General features: G+C 68.9%; 15 protein-coding genes. 8 read left to right on the top strand and 7 right to left on the bottom strand.

The genetic code is table 11. The features are described 5' to 3' along the window. Positions 1-29 precede the first annotated feature (29 nt). Complete coding sequence (locus L8K25_RS17705; RefSeq protein ID WP_242140311.1) at positions 30-665, bottom strand: response regulator transcription factor; 636 nt, start codon at positions 663-665, stop codon at positions 30-32. Positions 666-786: 121 nt separating this feature from the next. On the opposite strand from L8K25_RS17705, the gene L8K25_RS17700 reads away from it, so the two are divergent. From L8K25_RS17700 to L8K25_RS17665, 8 genes are all read left to right on the top strand, one after another. After that, positions 787-1,482, top strand: a complete 696-nt coding sequence (locus L8K25_RS17700; protein WP_242140310.1) for a response regulator — start codon at positions 787-789, stop codon at positions 1,480-1,482. Between the two features lie 266 nt (positions 1,483-1,748). Next, on the top strand, positions 1,749-2,642 hold the full coding sequence (locus tag L8K25_RS17695) for a hypothetical protein (protein ID WP_242140309.1): 894 nt from the start codon (positions 1,749-1,751) through the stop codon (positions 2,640-2,642). A gap of 11 nt (positions 2,643-2,653) precedes the next feature. Next, positions 2,654-3,130 carry a hypothetical protein gene (locus L8K25_RS17690; protein WP_242140308.1) on the top strand — a complete coding sequence of 159 codons (477 nt, stop codon included), beginning with the start codon at positions 2,654-2,656 and terminating at the stop codon, positions 3,128-3,130. Between the two features lie 37 nt (positions 3,131-3,167). Further along, complete coding sequence (locus L8K25_RS17685; RefSeq protein ID WP_242140307.1) at positions 3,168-4,256, top strand: hypothetical protein; 1,089 nt, start codon at positions 3,168-3,170, stop codon at positions 4,254-4,256. A gap of 75 nt (positions 4,257-4,331) precedes the next feature. Further along, positions 4,332-9,344, top strand: coding sequence for a DUF11 domain-containing protein (locus L8K25_RS17680; RefSeq protein ID WP_242140306.1), 5,013 nt, complete (start codon positions 4,332-4,334; stop codon positions 9,342-9,344). After that, the gene (locus tag L8K25_RS17675; protein WP_242140305.1) at positions 9,344-9,874 is read left to right on the top strand and encodes a hypothetical protein; all 531 of its coding nucleotides are present in this window, start codon (positions 9,344-9,346) and stop codon (positions 9,872-9,874) included. Before L8K25_RS17680 ends, L8K25_RS17675 begins: the two co-directional genes overlap by 1 nt. Continuing rightward, positions 9,871-10,533 (top strand): PilZ domain-containing protein, encoded by a 663-nt coding sequence (locus L8K25_RS17670; protein WP_242140304.1) that lies wholly within the window; start codon positions 9,871-9,873, stop codon positions 10,531-10,533. The genes L8K25_RS17675 and L8K25_RS17670 overlap by 4 nt, the downstream gene beginning before the upstream one ends. A gap of 74 nt (positions 10,534-10,607) precedes the next feature. After that, complete coding sequence (locus L8K25_RS17665; RefSeq protein ID WP_242140303.1) at positions 10,608-11,849, top strand: FAD-dependent oxidoreductase; 1,242 nt, start codon at positions 10,608-10,610, stop codon at positions 11,847-11,849. Between the two features lie 155 nt (positions 11,850-12,004). On the opposite strand, the gene L8K25_RS17660 is transcribed toward L8K25_RS17665, so the two are convergent. The 6 genes from L8K25_RS17660 to L8K25_RS17635 all read right to left on the bottom strand — a co-directional run bounded on the left by L8K25_RS17660 (position 12,005) and on the right by L8K25_RS17635 (position 17,738). Then, positions 12,005-12,694: a haloacid dehalogenase type II gene (locus L8K25_RS17660; RefSeq protein WP_242140302.1), complete on the bottom strand. Its 690-nt coding sequence runs from the start codon at positions 12,692-12,694 to the stop codon at positions 12,005-12,007. Positions 12,695-12,717: 23 nt separating this feature from the next. Then, entirely contained in the window at positions 12,718-13,812 is a 1,095-nt protein-coding gene (gene hisC / locus L8K25_RS17655; protein WP_242140301.1) for a histidinol-phosphate transaminase, read from the bottom strand. Positions 13,813-14,029: 217 nt separating this feature from the next. Then, on the bottom strand, positions 14,030-15,769 hold the full coding sequence (locus L8K25_RS17650) for a DEAD/DEAH box helicase (RefSeq protein WP_242140300.1): 1,740 nt from the start codon (positions 15,767-15,769) through the stop codon (positions 14,030-14,032). A 92-nt stretch (positions 15,770-15,861) separates the two neighbouring features. After that, positions 15,862-16,278 carry a type II toxin-antitoxin system HicB family antitoxin gene (locus tag L8K25_RS17645; protein ID WP_242140299.1) on the bottom strand — a complete coding sequence of 139 codons (417 nt, stop codon included), beginning with the start codon at positions 16,276-16,278 and terminating at the stop codon, positions 15,862-15,864. A gap of 10 nt (positions 16,279-16,288) precedes the next feature. After that, positions 16,289-16,468, bottom strand: coding sequence for a type II toxin-antitoxin system HicA family toxin (locus L8K25_RS17640; RefSeq protein ID WP_242140298.1), 180 nt, complete (start codon positions 16,466-16,468; stop codon positions 16,289-16,291). A 73-nt stretch (positions 16,469-16,541) separates the two neighbouring features. Then, on the bottom strand, positions 16,542-17,738 hold the full coding sequence (locus L8K25_RS17635) for an NAD(P)/FAD-dependent oxidoreductase (RefSeq protein ID WP_242140297.1): 1,197 nt from the start codon (positions 17,736-17,738) through the stop codon (positions 16,542-16,544). Positions 17,739-17,842 lie beyond the last annotated feature (104 nt).

Here is a 17,842-nt window from a genome sequence, read left to right as displayed (position 1 = left end):
GGGATCCGGTCGCGCCGTACGGGACGGGCTCACGACTGCGCGATCGGGTCGGTCTGACCCAGCAACGGTTGCATCGCGAGCAACGCCTGCGCCCGGTTGGTCACGCCCAGTTTGCGGAAGATCGCGGACATATGCGCCTTGACGGTCGCCTCGGTGATCCCGAGATCGCCCGCGATCTGCTTGTTCAGCCGTCCGTCGGCCAAGGCGAGCATGACCTTGAGCTGCGCACCCGACAGCGTCCCGATCAGCACGCGCGCCGATTGCGCAGACCGCACCGCACCGTCAAGCGGCGGAAAGACCGATCGACCGGCAACGACCTCTCGCAACGCCGCCGCGAGATCATCCAGCGGCAGGCTCTTCGACAGAAAGGCGACGGCGCCGAGCACCTGCGCCGCCTCGATCACCGCGGGATCGCGATTGGACGAGACAAAGGCGATCGGGGTCGCCCCCAACAGGTGCTGCAACCGCAACAATCCCGAAAATCCGCGGGAATCCGGCAAAACAAAGTCGAGCAGAACCAGCCGATAGTCTTTTTTCCGCAGTGAAATGGCCTGCTCGGCCTCGCCGATCGATCCAGCAACATCGATCGCAACCCCGGGGATCGCGCTCTTTATTGCCAGACCCAGTCCTTCGCGTGTCAGCGGATGGTCGTCCGTGATCAACACGTGGCCCGATACCATTTGTCCCGACACCATGTGAACTGTTGCTCCCGCGGCCAGGTCTCGCGCCTGTGTGCCTTTAACTTACGCTCTTTTCAGCGTATGAAGATTTCACATCGCGATCAACATGTTCATGTCGAAAGGTGACAAAATTCAGGCTCCGGGCTTTACTATTCTGGTCGTCTCGGACGGTTCTGCGAACTGCACGGCGATCGGCCGTCAGCTCGCGGCGGAAGAGTATCGGATATGCTGGTCCACCGGGGTCGCGGATGCACTGATCCACGCGCGGGACGATCTGCCCGACCTGATCATCCTGGCCGCGGACGCATCCGTGCGCGGCGGCGGGGACGCGATACGACAGCTGCGCGCGCTACCGCCCCCCGCCGGGCGGGTCCCGGTGCTCGCCTGCGCCGCGCAGCGCCACGGGGCAGAGGCGCTGTACGCCGCCGGGTTCGACGGCGATCTGCCGTTGGCGGACGATAGTGCGCTGGTGCTGGCGACGATCGCACCGTGGAACCCTGTGGACACCCTCGCGGGGGTCGAGCGACTGACCGCGATCTTCGGCGCCCCGGACATGACCGCGCTGGTGGCGCGGTTCCGGTCGCAGCTCGCCGAGGCGGTGCAGGGGTTGGACATCGCGACCGACCGGGACGTCGCGCATCGCATCGCCGGCCTTGCCGGCACGCTCGGCTTCGAGCGGGTCGGCGCCAGCTGGCTGGCCCTGTCGGAAGGTCAGGAAACGGTACGCGATGCCGTGCGGCGGGATGCCCGGGTGGCGCTGCATGCGATCGACCGGGCCGGGCACGTCCGGCGCCATCCCTGACGCTTAACCCTGTCGCCGCGCGCGCCGGCAGTTTTATTACACCGCGCGCCGCTGCGCTGGATGATAAAAATATCAAATCGATCCCGCCTGTTAGACTTTGGTCGCAGTTGGATATCCGCCACATCCAGAAGTAGGATCGCGTTAACCGCAGCCGGCTTGAGTGCTCCCACAGCAACGGGCGGGCATTCGACGTGCAAGGTGAGCGTAACAGCAACGGGAGGATCGGGCGGGGCGCATCGCGGTGCGTTCTGGCGGCCTGTTCGCTGGTGGCGACCGCGCCGGCGCTGGCGTCGACCCAGGCCGGAACCGCAATCGTCAACACCGCCACGCTGACCGTTGCCGGGGACGGAAGCGGGGCCGCACAGGCGATTCCGTCGAATACGGTCACGCTCAAGGCCGCGGAACTGCTCAACGTCACGATCACCGCCGATCGCCCGACGATCGCCACGCGCGGCACCGAAACGGTCGCGGTCGGCTTCGTCGTGACCAATACCGGCAATGGCCAGGAAGACTATGCGCTGGCGGTCACCAGCGGCACAGCCCCGGTCACGGTCGATCGGCTCGCGATCGACCGTGACCGGGACGGTGCCTATTCCGCCGCGGTCGACACGCCGCTCGCGCCTGGCGCAGCGCTGGCGCTCGCCCCCGGCGAGACGGTTCGCGTCTTCGTCCTGGTGGACGGCAGCCAGGTCGGCACGGCGCTCGAAGTCCGTGGCGGCGTCACCGCCCGCACCGGCAGCGGCGCCCCCGCCACCGCATTCCCCGGGGCCGGCGACGGCGGCAGCGACGCGATCGTCGGCGCGACCGGAGCAACCGCCAGCGCCACGACGCAGCTCGTCCCGACCGGCGGGCTGCCGTCGCTCGTCAAGACGCAGAGCGTGTTCGCCCCCGACGGCAGCCAGCGTGCGATCCCCGGTGCGATCGTCACCTATCGCCTGGTCGCCGGCTTCGTCGGCGCGACGCGCGGCGTGGTGATCGACGATCCGATCCCTGCGGGCACCCTGTATGTCCCCGGCAGCCTGCGGCTCGACGAGGCGACGCTGTCCGACGCCAGCGACGGCGACGCCGGCACCGCGACCGCCGCCGCGATCCGCGTCGCGCTCGGCGACATGCCGGGCGCGGGCAGTCGCACCATCCAGTTCAGCGTGAAGATCCAATGAGGAGCAAGTCGATGTTCAAACCTGTCTGCGCTGCGGTCGTGCTGGCCGCGGCGATGGCGACGCCAGCCCTTGCGGCAGGACCGTTGCAAGTCGAATCCAAGGTCCTGGTCGAACAGAAGATCCGCGCCGCGGACGGCACCGTGCGGGTCGTGCTCGGTCCGCCGCGCAAGGTCGTGCCGGGCGACCGCGTCACCTTCGTGCTTGCCTATCGCAACACGGGCACCCAGCCGATCGCCAACATCGTGCTGGATAATCCGGTGCCCAAGGGGATGGCGTACCGCGGCCCTGCCGCCGCCTCCGCCGCGCCCGAACTGTCGATCGACGGCAAGACCTACGGCGCCTCGCTCGCGGCGCTGAGCGTGATGAACCCGATCGGGACGCTGCGCGCCGCGACGCCCGACGATGTCACCCACGTCCGGTGGCGGCTCGCCCGTCCGATCAGCCCGGGCGGGCAAGGGCAGCTCGCCTTCAACGCCATTCTCAAGTGACCCACCAAGCATCGTGTACAACAGGGAGTGACCAGTAATGTTGAGTAATCGCGTAAGAACCCTGCTGCTGTCCGGATCGGCAGCGGTCGCCAGCATCGGAACGGCGCAGGCGCAGACCGCCTCGCAAAGCACGGCCGCCGGCACCAGCATCAGCAACACCGCATCGGTCGCCTATACGGTGAACGGCACCGCGCAGACGACCAATTCGACGACCGCGACCTTCGTCGTCGATCGCAAGGTCAATTTCACCGTGGTCGTCGACCAGACGACCAAGACCCAGGTCAATCTGGGCGACACGCAGGTCTATACCAAGTTCAAGGTGACCAACACGACCAACGGGACGCAGGACTTCCTGCTCGATCCGGACCAGTCGCAGATCGCCAACGGACTGGTCGCCGGGATCGACGATTTCGACATGCTGAACGTCAAGGCCTATGTCGATTCAAACAACAACGGCGTGTATGATCCCGGCGTCGATACCGCGACCTTCATCGACGAGCTAGCGCCGGATGCCTCGGTCGAGGTGTTCATCGTCGGCAACGTGCCGGCGGCGGGGACGATCAGCCAGGCGAACGTCGACCTGCACGTGACGGTCGCCGCCGGTGGCCAGACCGGCTTGCAGGGCACCGCGCTGGTCGCGACCGACCTCAACCTCGCCAACGCCGACAATACCGTCGACATCGTGTTCGCCGACGACGACGACGACGGCATCGGCGTCGATATCCTGCGCAACGGCCAGGGCCGCGCCTATGCGTCGTTCGAGATCGGCACGCGCAACGTCGCGCTGACCGTGACGAAATCGGCGCTCGTCCTGTCGGACGGCGTGAATACGCTCAATCCCAAGGCCCTGCCCGGCGCGACGGTGCAATATTGCCTGCTCGTCCGCAACGCCACGCTATCGACCGCGGCGAATGGCGTCATCCTGAACGATACGATCCCCGCCAACACCACCTACGTCCCGGGATCGATCGTCGTCGGGCTGCCGGGCGGAACCTGCGCGCTGTCCGGGGCGCCGGTCAGCGATTCGACCGGCTTCAACAGCACGACCAAGAATGTGAGCGTCACCGTCGGCACGGTCGCCGGCGGCGCGTCGACCGCGGTCGCGTTCAAGGTGACGATCAACTAGCCGCCGTACCGCCCAACATTACAGGAGAAGTGTCCCTCCGGCGCGCGAAACCCGCGCGCCGGGGAACGCCCCGCCATGTCCAGATTCAGGCACCTCGCGCACTTTGGCGCCCTCCTCGGGCTTGCCGCCGCCATTCCCGGAATGGCGGCCGATGTGACGCGCATTGCCAATACGGCGACGCTCGGCTTCGATGCCTCGAGCGGCCGGCAATCGATATCCTCCAATACGGTGACGCTCGACGTCAACCGGACCAAGCGCCCGACGACGCTCAGTTTCCGCCTGCTGCCCGTCGGGTATCAGTTGACGGGACTGAAGTGCGAGACGTCGCCGCAGAAGTTCACGCCGGCGCCGATCGACGCCGCGGCACTGGCCACCGCCCCCAGGCTCGCCGCGCTCGATACCAGCGAGCCGTTGATCCTCGTGCTCGACAATGCCGGCGGCAATCACGATCCCAACGTCCGCGAGCTGTCGCACATCACGGTGACGACGCCGACCACGACCGGAACGATCGAGCTGCTCGAAACGGGGCCAGACACCGGCGTGTTCGCCGGCGGCGTTCCGGAAAAGGGCGGCGGCAGCCCGGAGATCGCCCCCTGCGACGTGACGCGCGGGCGCGGCGCCAATTTCACGCTGTCGTTCCAGGAAGACGACTTCAGCCTGGCGTCGAGCGCGTCGGTCCTGGTCGATCCGGCCGGCTATGTGTTCGATTCGGGCACCGGCGCGCTGGTCGACGGCGCGACCGTCGCGCTGCTCGACGACGCCGACCAGCCCGCGGTCGTGTACGGCGACGACGGCACCAGCCGCTACCCCTCGACCGTCGTCAGCGGGACGCAGGCGACCGACGCGAGCGGACGGAATTACACGTTCACGCAGGGCAATTATCGCTTCCCGTTCGTCGCGCAGGGGAATTACCACCTGCGCATCACCCCGCCCGGCGCCTATACCGCGCCGAGCACGCGGTCGCTGGCGGACCTGACCGCGCTGCGCGACCCGACCGGGCTGCCGTTCATCCTCAACGACGCGTCCTTTGGCAAACGCTTCACGATCGACACGCCCAAGCCGTTTTTCTCGGACATTCCGCTCGATCGCGCGGGCCAGAGCGCGCTGCTGATCGCCAAGACCGCCTCGGTGCGCGAGGCGTCGCCGGGGGATTTCGTGCAATATCTGGTGAGCGTCACCAACCGCGGCAGCGATACCGCGCGCAACGTCCACCTCACCGACATCCTCCCCAACGGCCTGCGCTACGAACGCGGATCGACGCGCGGCGCGAGCGAGGCGGTACCCTCGGCGGACGGCCGCAACCTCGATTTCGCGGTGCCGGCGATCCCGGTCGGCCAGCGTGTCGACATCCGCTACGTCGTCTCGGTCGCGCCCGGCGCGCCGACCGGGGAGGCGCTCAACCGCGTGCTCGCGGCGGGCAGCGCAGGTGCGACGAGCAACGAGGCGGCGGCTTCGGTGCGAATCACCCCGCTGCTGTTCACCAGCGGCTTCACCCTGATCGGCCGCGTGACCGAGGGCGGGTGCGGCGATCCCGACAGCGGACGCATCGGCCTCCGCGGCATCCGCCTGATGCTCGAGGACGGCACCTTCGTCGTCACCGACAAGGACGGCTATTATCACGTCGAGGGCATTCGCCCGGGTCGCCACGTCGTCCAGCTCGACACCAACAGCCTTCCCGCCTCGCACCAGCCGGTCGCCTGCGACAGCGATACGCGGACCGCGGGCAGCGCGATCTCGCGCTTCGTCGAGGCGCAGGGCGGGCTGCTCAAGCGCGTCGACTTCCAGCTCCGCCCGACGGGGGTCAAGGCCGCCGCCGCCGACGCGCTGCCGATCGCGGTCGCGAGCGACAGCATCGCGGCGGGCGACCGCGACTGGTTCGCCGGGCAGACCGCGGGCACCGAGATCCTGTTCCCCGCCGCCGACACCAACCCGCGCGCGCCCGTCACCCGCGTCGTCGTCAAGCATGCCCCCGGTCAGCGCGTCGCGCTCAGCGTCAACGGGCAGCTCGCGGAAGCGCTCGCCTTCGACACCACCGAGACCAACCCCGCCAGGACGATCGCGCTGTCGCGCTGGTCGGGGATCGGACTCAAGGACGGCGACAACCGGATCGTCGCGCGCGTGCTCGACGCCAATGGCGCGGTCGTCACCACGCTGGAGCGGATCGTCCATTCCTCGACCGCAGCGGTCCGCGCGACCTATGCCGCCGACAAGAGCCGCCTCACCGCCGACGGCCTGACCCGCCCGCTGATCGCGGTGCGCGTCACCGATGCCGCCGGTCGCCCGGTGCGCGACGGGACGGTCATCCCGTTCACGGTCGACCAGCCCTATACCGCCGCGGTCGATGCCGAACTCGCGCAGCGCCGCCCGCTCGAAGGGCGGGGCCGCGCCTCGGCCACCGCGCGTGTCACCGGTGACGACGGCCTCGCGTTCATCGCGCTCGAACCGACGACGCAGGCGGGCGCGGTGCACCTCTCGGTCGCGCTCGCCGAGGACAAGCAGATGCGCACCAGCGACATTCGCGCCTGGCTGTCGGGGGCGGCACGCGACTGGATGATCGTCGGCTTCGGCGCGGGCACGCTCGGCTACGATACGCTCAGGACCCACACCAGCACCCTGCCCCGCGGGATGCGCGGCGGGATGGTCCAGGACGGGCAGATCGCCTTCTATGCCAAGGGGCGGATCAAGGGCTCGTGGCTGGCCACGATCGCCTATGACAGCGCCCGCACGATCGACCGCACCCGCGGGTTGCTCGGCACGATCGATCCCGACCGCTATTACACCGTGTACGGCGACGGGTCGCAGCAGGCCTATGATGCCGCCACCCAGCGCAAGCTGTATCTGCGGCTGGAGCGCCGCAACCTGTATGCGCTGCTCGGTGATTTCGAGACCGGGCTGACCGACACGCAGCTCACCCGCTACAGCCGCACGCTCAACGGGGTGAAGGCGGAGTATCAGGGCAATCGCATCCTGTTCAGCGCGTTCGCGGCGGATACCGACCAGCTGTATGGCCGCGACGAGATCCAGGGCAACGGCCTGTCCGGCCCGTATCGCCTGTCGGGCCGCGACATCGTGCCGAACAGTGACAAGCTCCGGATCGAGACGCGCGACCGCCTGCGGCCCGAGCTGATCCTGTCGACCCGGCAGCTGACCCGCCACATCGATTACGACATCGACACCAGCGCGGGCACGATCCGCTTCCGCGAACCCGTGCTCGGGCGCGATGCGAGCAACAACCCGGTGTTCATTGTCGTCGATTATGAGACCGAGGGCGCCACGCGCAAGCTCGCCGCGGGTGGCCGCGCCGCCGTCCGCCTCGCCCGTGGCCGTGCGCAGCTCGGCGCGAGCCTGCTGCGCGACGAGACGATCGGCCGCGCGACGGTCGCCGGGCTCGACCTCAAGGCCAAGCCGACCGGCAACACCGAGATCCGCGCGGAATATGCCACCGGCGGCAAGCTCGGGATCGGCACCGGCAAGGCATGGCTCGGCGAGGGCGAGATCCACACCCGCCGCGCCGACCTCCTCGTCTATGCGCGCAGCCAGGATCGCAGCTTCGGGCTCGGCCAGCAGAATGTGGTCGACGCGGGCACGCGCAAGGTGGGGATCGACGGGCGCGTCGCACTCGCCGACCGGCTCGCGCTGACGCTCACCGCCTGGAACGCGACCCAGCTCGACGCGCCCGGATCGCGCAACGCGGCCGAGACGCGGCTCGAATATCGCCGCGTGCGCGGCACGCTGTTCGTCGGCGGCACCTATGCCGATGACACAGGGATCGACGGCAAGGCGCGCCACTCGCGGTTGCTCACGCTCGGCGGCACGCAGGACCTGCTCGGCGGCAAGCTCACGATCGGCGCGCAGGCGCAGGTCGCGCCCGGCGGCGACAAGGAAAGCGTCGACTTCCCGCTGCGCCAACAGGTCACCGCCGCACTCCGCATCAGCAAGAGCGTGCGGCTGCTCGCGGGCTACGAGATCTCGCAGGGCAAGGCCTTCACCGCCAACACCGCGCGCGTCGGCTTCGACGTCGCCCCCTGGTCGGGTGCCAAGCTGATGAGCACGATCAACCAGCAGGCGGCGAACCAGATCGGCAACACCGCGACCACCGGCGGCGAGAACGGCCAGCGCACCTATGCGCAATATGGCCTCAACCAGTCGCTTCAGCTGAGCAAGCGCTGGAACCTCGACCTGACGCTCGACGCCAATTCGACGCTTCGTGGCAAGGTGCCGAGCGGCGCGCTGGTCAACGCCTTCGCCAGCACCGCAAACACGCCGATCGCCGGGCAATATGGCAATGACGGGGATTATGTCGCGGCAACCGTCGGCGGCGGATACCGCGCCGAGCGCTGGTCGTGGAACGGCCGCCTCGAATATCGCCGGTCGGACCAGAGCAACCGCTGGACGATCAACAGCGACGTGCTTCGCGCGCTCGGCGCGGGCCGCACGCTCGCCGCCAGCGTCCGTTATTCCGACCTGACCGACAAGAAGGGCGCGCGGGCATCGTTCGGCACCGCCGACCTGGCGCTCGCGCTCCGCCCGCAGGACAGCCACTGGTCGCTGCTCGAGCGGCTCCGGGCGCGGAACGAACACGCCGATGCCGGGATTACCGACGGCAACGTCATCGGCGTCCCCGCATATGGCGCTGGCTTCCAGGCGACGCTGCGGCTGATCAACAATCTCGCGGTCAATTACCGCAGCGGGCCGGAAGGCGCTGGCCACGGGTTCGAGGCGACGGTCTATTACGGCGCGAAGTGGGTCCGCGGCAGCTTCGGCACCGACGACTATACCGGCTATATCGACGTGCTCGGGTTCGACCTGCGCCGTGATCTCGGCCGCCGCTTCGACGTCGGGGTGCAGGGTTCGGTCCAGCACGCGTGGGACCGCGGCAGCATCGCGTTCAGCGGCGGGCCGGCGGCGGGGGTGTCGCCCGCGCAGAACGTGTGGATCTCGGTCGGCTACAACATCGCCGGCTACCGCGACCGCGATTTCGAGGCGGATCGCTACACCCGCTCGGGCTTCTATGTCACCGCGCGGCTCAAGTTCGACCAATGGTCGCTCGGCCGCGCCGGCCGCGCGATCTTCGGAGGGGCGAAGTGATGCGGCGCGCGACCATCCTGCTCGCCGGCCTCGCGGCGATGCTGCTTCCCGGCATGGCGGCGGCCGACCAGCTCAGCGTGACCAAGACCGCGAGCGTCGTGTCCGACCCGGTCAACACGATCGCACCCAAGGCGATTCCCGGCGCGATCGTCGATTACCGCTTGCTGTTCACCAACCCGGCGACCAACGCGCTGCTCCCGGTCCGCAACATCACGGTGGACGACGTGCTCCCCGCCCGCGTCATCCTGCGCGTCGCGGATCTCGCGGGGACGGGCAAGGGACCGGTCGAATTCCTCGACGGCAGCCTGCTCGGCCTGGGCCTCGGGAGCAGCAACCTCAGCTGCACCTTCACGTCGCTCGCCAGCGCCACCGATTGCGTCGATTTCTTCGACGGGACGAGCTGGGGCTACGTGCCGACTCCCGACGCGGACGGCTTCGACTCGCGGGTCCGCGCGATCCGCCTCAAGCCGACCACCACTTTCGCAACCAGCGGCTCGTTCCAGATCCGCTACAGGGTAAAGATCCGATGACCTATCTGGCGCCTGTCTCCACCCCTCTCCCTACCTCTTTCACCACGCCCCTCGCCGCTTCCCCCGTCTCGCCCCCCGTCGCCGCCCCCGCCGCCCCCCGCGTCGTCACCGAACGGCGCGAGGACGAGCGGTATCGCCGCGTGCTGGCGACCGGCAAGCTGATGCTCGACGATTGCGAGATGTTCTGTTTCGTCCGCGACCTGTCGGTCGGCGGTGCCAAGATCGAGACGCTGACCGTTCCCATGATCGGCCAACGCCTGACGTTCGAGATGCGCGGGCTCGGTCCCTGTTTCGCGCGCGTCGTGTGGAACCGCGGGTTTCTGGTTGGGCTCGCGTTCGATGAGCCGCAGGATCTGGCGAAAGTCGCCGACCGGGGAACACGGCAGGGCTATTGCGCGCGCGCGCCCCGCTTCGCGACCAACCGTCTCGCGCAATTGCGGGTCGCTGGGGCGACCGTCGCGATCGAGCTGATCGACCTCAGCGCGGGCGGCGCGCGGTTGCGGGGCGCGGGCGTGTTGAAGGTCGATACGGCGGCCTGCCTGATCCTCGACGGCATCGCGCCCCGCGCCGGCTATATCCGCTGGGCGCGGGACGGCGATGTCGGGTTCAAGTTCACGCCGATCCTCGACCTGCCGACCTTGATGCAGATCCTGACCTGATGCGCGGCGCGGATTGATCGATGGCGCGGAGCGGGGCATGCGGTGGCGAACCCTGTCCCGAGGAGAGCCGTAGCATGACCGAAGCCACCGCCCCGTTCGACGTGCTGATCGTGGGCGCGGGCCATGGTGGCGCGCAGGCGGCGATCGCGCTGCGCCAGCGCAAGGTCGACGGGACGATCGCGCTGCTCGGCGACGAGCCCGAGCTGCCCTATGAACGCCCGCCGCTGTCGAAGGACTATCTCGCCGGGGACAAGCCGTTCGAGCGGATCCTGATCCGGCCCGCCGCCTTCTGGGCCGATCGCGCGATCACGCTGTTGCCGGGGCGCACGGTGGTCGCGGTCGATCCGGCGGCGCACTGTGTCACGACCGCGGACGGCGCGACGATCGGATATCGCTCGCTGATCTGGGCGACGGGCGGCGCGCCCCGCCGGTTGAGCTGTGCCGGGCACGATCTGCGCGGTGTCCACGGCGTCCGCACGCGCGCCGACGTCGACCGGATGATCGCGGAGCTTCCCTCCGTGTCGCGGGTGGTCGTGGTCGGCGGCGGCTATATCGGGCTGGAGGCGGCGGCGGTGCTGACCAAGCTCGGCAAGCAGGTCACCGTGCTGGAGGCGGCCCCGCGCGTGCTGGCGCGCGTCGCGGGTGAACCGCTGTCGGCCTTTTACGAGGCCGAGCATCGTGCCCACGGCGTCGACCTGCGGACGGGTGTGACGGTGACCGCGATCGAAGGGCGGGATGGCGCGGCGACCGGGGTTCGGCTCGACGACGGGACGGTCGTGCCGGGCGAGATGGTCGTGGTCGGGATCGGGATCGTTCCCGCGGTCGCGCCGCTGCTTGCGGCGGGCGCGGAGGGCGGCAACGGGGTCACGGTCGATGCGTTCTGCCGCAGTTCGCTCCCCGACGTGTTCGCGATCGGCGATTGCGCCGCGCATGCGAACGGGTTCGCCGACGGTGCGGTGATCCGGGTGGAATCGGTCCAGAACGCCAACGACCAGGCGACCACGGTCGCGCGACTGCTGAGCGGCGAGGCGGCGCCCTATGATGCCGTGCCCTGGTTCTGGTCGAACCAATATGATCTGAAGCTCCAGACCGTCGGGCTGTCGACCGGCTATGACGCGACCGTCGTGCGCGGCGATCCGGCGACGCGGAGCTTATCGGTGGTGTATCTGCGCGACTGCGCGGTGATCGCGCTCGATTGCGTCAATGCGACGCGCGATTACGTCCAGGGCCGCGCCCTGGTGGTGGCACGCGCGGTGGTGGATCCTGCGCTGCTGGCGGATGCGGGTGTGCCGTTGAAGGAGATGCTGGCGGCGTGAACGCCCGTCACCCCAGCGCAGGCCGGGGCTTCTGCGAGAGTCGCTATACCCCCCCTCCCGTCACCCCGGCGCAGGCCGGGGCCGCGATCGTATTCTGCGTATCGGCGGTTCCGCGACCAACGTGCCGGCCCCGGCCTCCGCCGGGGTGACGGGCGTCAGCTCTCGAGCTTGTCCGCCAGTTCGGTCAATGAGTCGGCCGCAAAGTCCCAGTCCTGCGCCGCCCGACGATCCGGCTTGGGCGTGCCGCCCAGTTCAAGCGGCCGGTCGACGTAAGCGGTCCGCAATCCGCACCCGCGCGCCGCCGCGAGATCGCTGTGATGCGCCGCGACCAGGCAAAGGTCCTCCGGTGCGATGCCGAGGATGTCGGCGGTGCCGAGATACGCCTGCGGCAACGGCTTGTAGACCCCGGTCGCCTCCGCGCCGAGGATCGCATCCCACGGCAAGCCGCCGAAACGCGCGAGGTGGAGCATCAGCGCGACATTGCCGTTCGACAGCGTGACGATCGGAAAGCGCGCCTTCAGCCGCGTCAGCCCCGCGACCGAATCCGGCCACGGATCTAGTCGCCGCCACGCCAGCGCGAAGTCGGCGACGCGTTCGGGATCGGCGACGATCCCGTGATCCGTGAGCAGCGTCTCGAGCGTCTCGCGGTTGAGCACGTCGAGCCGGGTATAGGGTCGCCCACCCGAGCGGCATGCCTCCATCGCGGGTTGATACAGCCCGCGCCACTGGTCGGCGAAGGCGTGCGGGTCGATCCCCGCAACCCCCGCCGCCGCGAAGAACGCGCTCGCCTCGCGCGCGATACTCGTCCGCCAGTCGACGACGGTCCCGAACACGTCGAAGGCCAAGGCCCGTATCCGGGGCGCGCGGATCACCCCGCGACGATCTCACGCAACGCGGCGGCAAGCCCGCGCGTCTCGGTCTCGGTGCCGATCGTCATGCGGAGCCCGTTGGCGAGCCCCTGCCCCGGCAACCAGCGCACGATATAGCCGCGCTCCAGCAACGCCTTGTAGGCGGTCTCGGCGGTGACGCTGCCCTCGAACAGGACGAGCACGAAATTCGCCTCGCTCGGAACGGAGCGCAGGCCGGCGTTGCCGAGCTTCGCCATCTCGTCGGTGAACCACGCACGCCACACGCGATTATGCTCGCGCGACTGGGCGATGAAGTCCGCCGCGCCGAGTGCGGCGATCGCCGCCTCCTGCCCTGCGGTGGTGCAGCAGAACGGCGCGCGGATGCGATGCATCGCGGCGATCGCCTCTTCCGAGCCATAACCCCAGCCGATCCGCTCGGCGGCGAGGCCGTGGATCTTGGAGAAGGTGCGCGTGACGATCACGTTCGGCTGAGTGCGCGCGAGCTCGAGCCCGCCATCGTCGTCCTCGGGCGCGAGATATTCGGCATAGGCCTGGTCGAGCACCAGCATCACGTGGCTCGGGAGCGCCGCATGCAGCCGCGCGATCTCTTCCTTGCGCGCGAAGGTGCCGGTCGGGTTGTTGGGGTTGGCGACGAAAACGACGCGCGTCCGGTCGGTGACGCAGGCGAGGATCGCATCGACGTCGGTCGCGTGGTCCCCGTCGTCGGCGGTGACGAGCGTCGCGCCGACGCGGCGGGTCGCGATCTCATAGACCGCGAAACCGTAGCGGACCTGGATCACCTCGTCGCCGGGGCCAGCATAGGCGCCCGCGATCAGGTGGAGCACTTCGTCCGACCCGGTGCCGTAGATGACGCGCGCGGGGTCGAGATCGTGATGCGCCGCAATCGCCTCGCGCAGCGCGATCGCGCCCGCATCGGGATAGCGCGCGAGGTCGCCCGCGTGGCGCGAGAAGGCGGCAACCGCCTGCGCGCTGGTGCCGAGCGGGTTCTCGTTCGACGATAGCTTGATCACGGGGGCATCGCCATCCGTGGTCGAGCGACCCGGGACATAGGGAGCGATGGCCATGACCCAGGCCTTGGGGAGCGGTGCGTTCATGGGAAGCGCGTTAGCGTTTGGCGCGCGGGATGGGAAGGGTTGGGCGGTCGCACGGAGACGGATACGTTAGATCGCCCTTACCGAAACAGGTGGCGCCCCGGCGAAGGCCGGGGCCCCGTCGCGGGCCGTCGATCGGCGCATGCTGCGCTTCGTTACGGCGATCTTCGCGACTGGGCCCCGGCCTCCGCCGGGGAAGTGCTTTTGGAGCGAACCGACCTTACGACCGCGGACGCCGCGTCGCGCCCCCCGCCGGACGCAGCGTCGGGCGTGGTGCATGGCGGACCGGCGCGGGGCCGTTCGCGCGACGTGGGGCGCGTTCGGCCTGTTCGGGGCCCCCCTGGACCGCCTCGAACTGGACCGCGCCTTCGGCTTCCTGGCCTTCGGTGCGCTTGACCGCGGACATGAACTTGCTCGCGATCGCGCTCGGCACCTGGAACATCGTCTCGTTCGCGGCGATGCGGATTGCACCGACCTCGTTCTTGGTGATGTGCCCGCGACGGCAAATCAGCGGCAGGATCCAGCGCGGATCGGCGTTCTGGCGGCGGCCGATGTCCATGCGGAACCAGACGACGTCGTCGAAGCCGTCGCGGTGATGCTCCTTGCCCGCTTCCCGCGACACGCCACCGGCACCGGCACCCGAGCCGCTCGCCTCGATCATTTCCTCGGGCGCGGGCATCCGCGCGCGATAGCTGCGAACGAGCGCGGCGGCGATCTCCTCGGGGGTCTTCTTCTCGAGCAGCTGTGCACCCAGCGCGCGATCGTCCTCGTCGATCTCGACGTCTTCCATCAGCATCGTCATCAAGCGCGACTTGTCGGCCTGGCGGATGTCGTCGACGGTCGGCGCGTTCATCCATTCGACCGCGATCCGCGCGCCGCGCAGCATCATCTCGACGCGGCGCTTGCGCTGATACGGTACGATCAGGATCGCGGTGCCCTTCTTGCCCGCACGACCGGTCCGGCCCGAGCGATGCTGGAGCGTCTCGGCGTCGCGCGGCAGCTCGACGTGAATGACGAGGCTGAGCGACGGCAGATCGAGCCCGCGTGCGGCGACGTCGGTCGCGACGCAGACACGCGCGCGCTTGTCCCGCAGCGCCTGCATCGCGCTGTTGCGCTCGTTCTGGCTATGCTCGCCCGACAAAGCGACCGCGGCGAACCCGCGCTCGATCAGCCCGGCATGGAGATGGCGGACATTGTCGCGCGTCGCGCAGAACAGGATCGCGGTCTCGGCTTCGTGGAGACGGAGCAAATTGACGACCGCGTTCTCGATATCCGCGGGCGCGACGGTGACCGCCTGATAGCTGATGTCGCCGTGTCCACGGTCTTCGCCGACGGTCGAGATGCGCAATGCATCCTTCTGGTAGCGTTTCGCCAGCGCGACGATCGACTTGGGCATCGTCGCCGAGAAGAGCAGCGTGCGCCGTCCCTCGGGCGAGGCGTCGAGGATCAGCTCGAGATCCTCGCGGAAGCCCATGTCGAGCATCTCGTCGGCTTCGTCGAGGATGACCGCCTTGATGTTGGACAGGTCGAGCGCGCCGCGCTCGATGTGATCGCGCAGACGGCCCGGCGTGCCGACGACGATATGCGCGCCGTGGCTGAGCGACCGGCGCTCGCGGCTGGCGTCCATCCCGCCGACGCAGGTCGAGATGCGGGCGCCCGCCTTGGCGTAGAGCCATTCGAGCTCGCGGCTGACCTGGAGCGCAAGCTCGCGCGTCGGTGCGATCGCGAGCGCAAGCGGCGCGCGCGGCGGGGGCAAGCGACCTTCGTCTTCGGTCAGCAATTGCGGGGCGATCGCGAGGCCGAAGGCGACGGTCTTGCCCGACCCGGTCTGCGCGGACACGATCAGATCGCGGCCCTCGGCCTGCGGTTCGATGACCGACGCCTGGACGGGGGTGGGGGCGGCATAGCCACGGGCGGAGAGCGCTTCGGCAAGAAGCGTGGGGAGATGTGTAAAGGGCATGGTATTCCGAATATGGGGGCGGCGGGGGCGCGCGCCAAATCATGCCTCTAGCACGGGCGTGCGGAAAATGCACGGGGGGGTGTGGAAAACGACTAAGCCGCGCGTTCCGCATCCGATTGCGACGGGTCGAGCGTCATCTGCGCGATGTAGCTCGACCGGCTGATTCCCGCCGCCCGCGCCATCGCATCGAGCCGCTTCAGCACGCGTCGCGGCAGGGTCACGTTGACGCGCTCGATCGTGTCCTCGAACAGCGCCGGGTCGAGCGTGATCACGCCGAAACCCCATCCCGCAAAGGCCGGGTCGAGCCGCACCGTATCCAGGCTTCGCGCCAGGGGTACGCCGTTGCCGGAATCGAGGGCCGCGTCGATCCAGGCGGCAGCGGCTTCTTCGGCGCCACGCAGCGCCTCGTCCAACGTATCCCCGGCGGAGAAACAGCCGGGGAGGTCTGGCACCACCACGCCGAATGCGGTGGTTTCGGTGCCGGGTTCGATCGCGATGGGGTAGCGCACAGGAGCCTCCTCAGATCTTCGCCTGCTTGCGGATCGCCGCGACCAGTCCCGCCCCCAGATCCTTCTTGGGGTGCGGCACGACGATATGGCCGCCGCGATCCGGATGGGTGAACACGTGGTGCGATCCGCGCACGCGATCGAGCATCCATCCCGCCGATTTCAACTCACGAATGAGATCGGCGCTTTTCATCGTGCGCATCATACACATCGAGGTGTCTGGAGCAAACGTTTTGGCAGGCTCGCCAGCTGCGGCGGTTCGTGGCCTAGACCGCCATCCCCGCCGCCCAGCCGCTCGCCCACGCCCATTGGAAGTTATACCCGCCGAGCCACCCGGTCACGTCGACCGCTTCGCCGATCGCATACAACCCCGGCACCTTGCGCGACTCCATCGTCTGCGAGGAAAGCTCCGCCGTGGAAATCCCGCCAGCCGTCACCTCGGCCTTGGCGAACCCCTCGGTGCCATTCGGCGTGAAGCGCCAGTCCGCGAGCTGTCGCGCGGCCGCGTCGATCGCCTTGTCGGTCGACGCCCCCATCTCCCCCTCGACCCCGAGCCGGTCCGCGAGCGTCTCCGCCAGCCGCCCGGGCAAATGGTTCGACAAGGCCGACGCCAGCGACACGCGCGGGCGCGCATGTTTCGCCGCGACCAGCCAGCCCGGCTTGAGCGCAGGCAGGAAGTCGATCCCGACCGGCTCGCCGTGCCGCCAATAGGACGACACCTGCAGGATCGCCGGCCCGCTCAGCCCCTTGTGCGTGAACAAGGCCGCCTCGCGGAAGTGCGTCTTGCCGACCTTGGCGACCACTTCGGCGGCGACTCCCGAGAGCGAGCGGAACAGCGTTTCCTCGCCGCCGAGCGTGAGCGGCACCAGCGCGGGGCGCGGTTCGACGATCTTCATCCCGAAGCGGCGGCCGAGATCATAGGCAAAGCCGGTCGCGCCCATTTGCGGGATCGACGGGCCGCCGGTGGCGATCACCAGCGCGGGCGCGGTCGCCGTGCGTGCGCCGACACTGACGCGATACTGCCCATCGGCATGCTCGACGTCCCGCACCGCGCCGCCAAGCGCGATCTCGACCGCGCCCCCGCCCCGCGCGGCTGCATCGCATTCGTCCTGGAGCATCGCGACGATCTGCCTGGCCGAGCCATCACAGAACAATTGCCCGAGCGTCTTCTCATGCCACGCGATCCCGTGGCGATCGACCAGCGCGATGAAATCGGCGGCGGTGTAGCGCCCGAGCGCGGACTTGGCGAAATGCTTGTTGGCGGAGATGTAGCGGTCGGGCGCAGTGTTGACGTTCGTGAAATTGCACCGCCCGCCGCCCGAGATCAGGATCTTTTTGCCGATCTGGTCGGCATGGTCGATCAACAGCACGCGCCGCCCGCGCTGGCCCGCGATGGCGGCGGTCATCAGCCCGGCCGCGCCGGCGCCGAGGATGATGGCATCATAGGTTTGGGGAGAGGTCATGTGGGCTGCCATAGAGCCGGCGGGCTGGAAACAGAACCCGGTGCATTTGGGACGTGCGCCAGCCCCACCCACCAACGCCGTCATGCTGAACTTGTTTCAGCATC

It is taken from the genome of Sphingomonas sp. TREG-RG-20F-R18-01, from assembly GCF_022662475.1.
Taxonomy (GTDB): domain Bacteria; phylum Pseudomonadota; class Alphaproteobacteria; order Sphingomonadales; family Sphingomonadaceae; genus Sphingomonas.
Note: the sequence above shows the minus strand (reverse complement) of the source record. Positions and strands in the feature narration are given on the sequence as shown.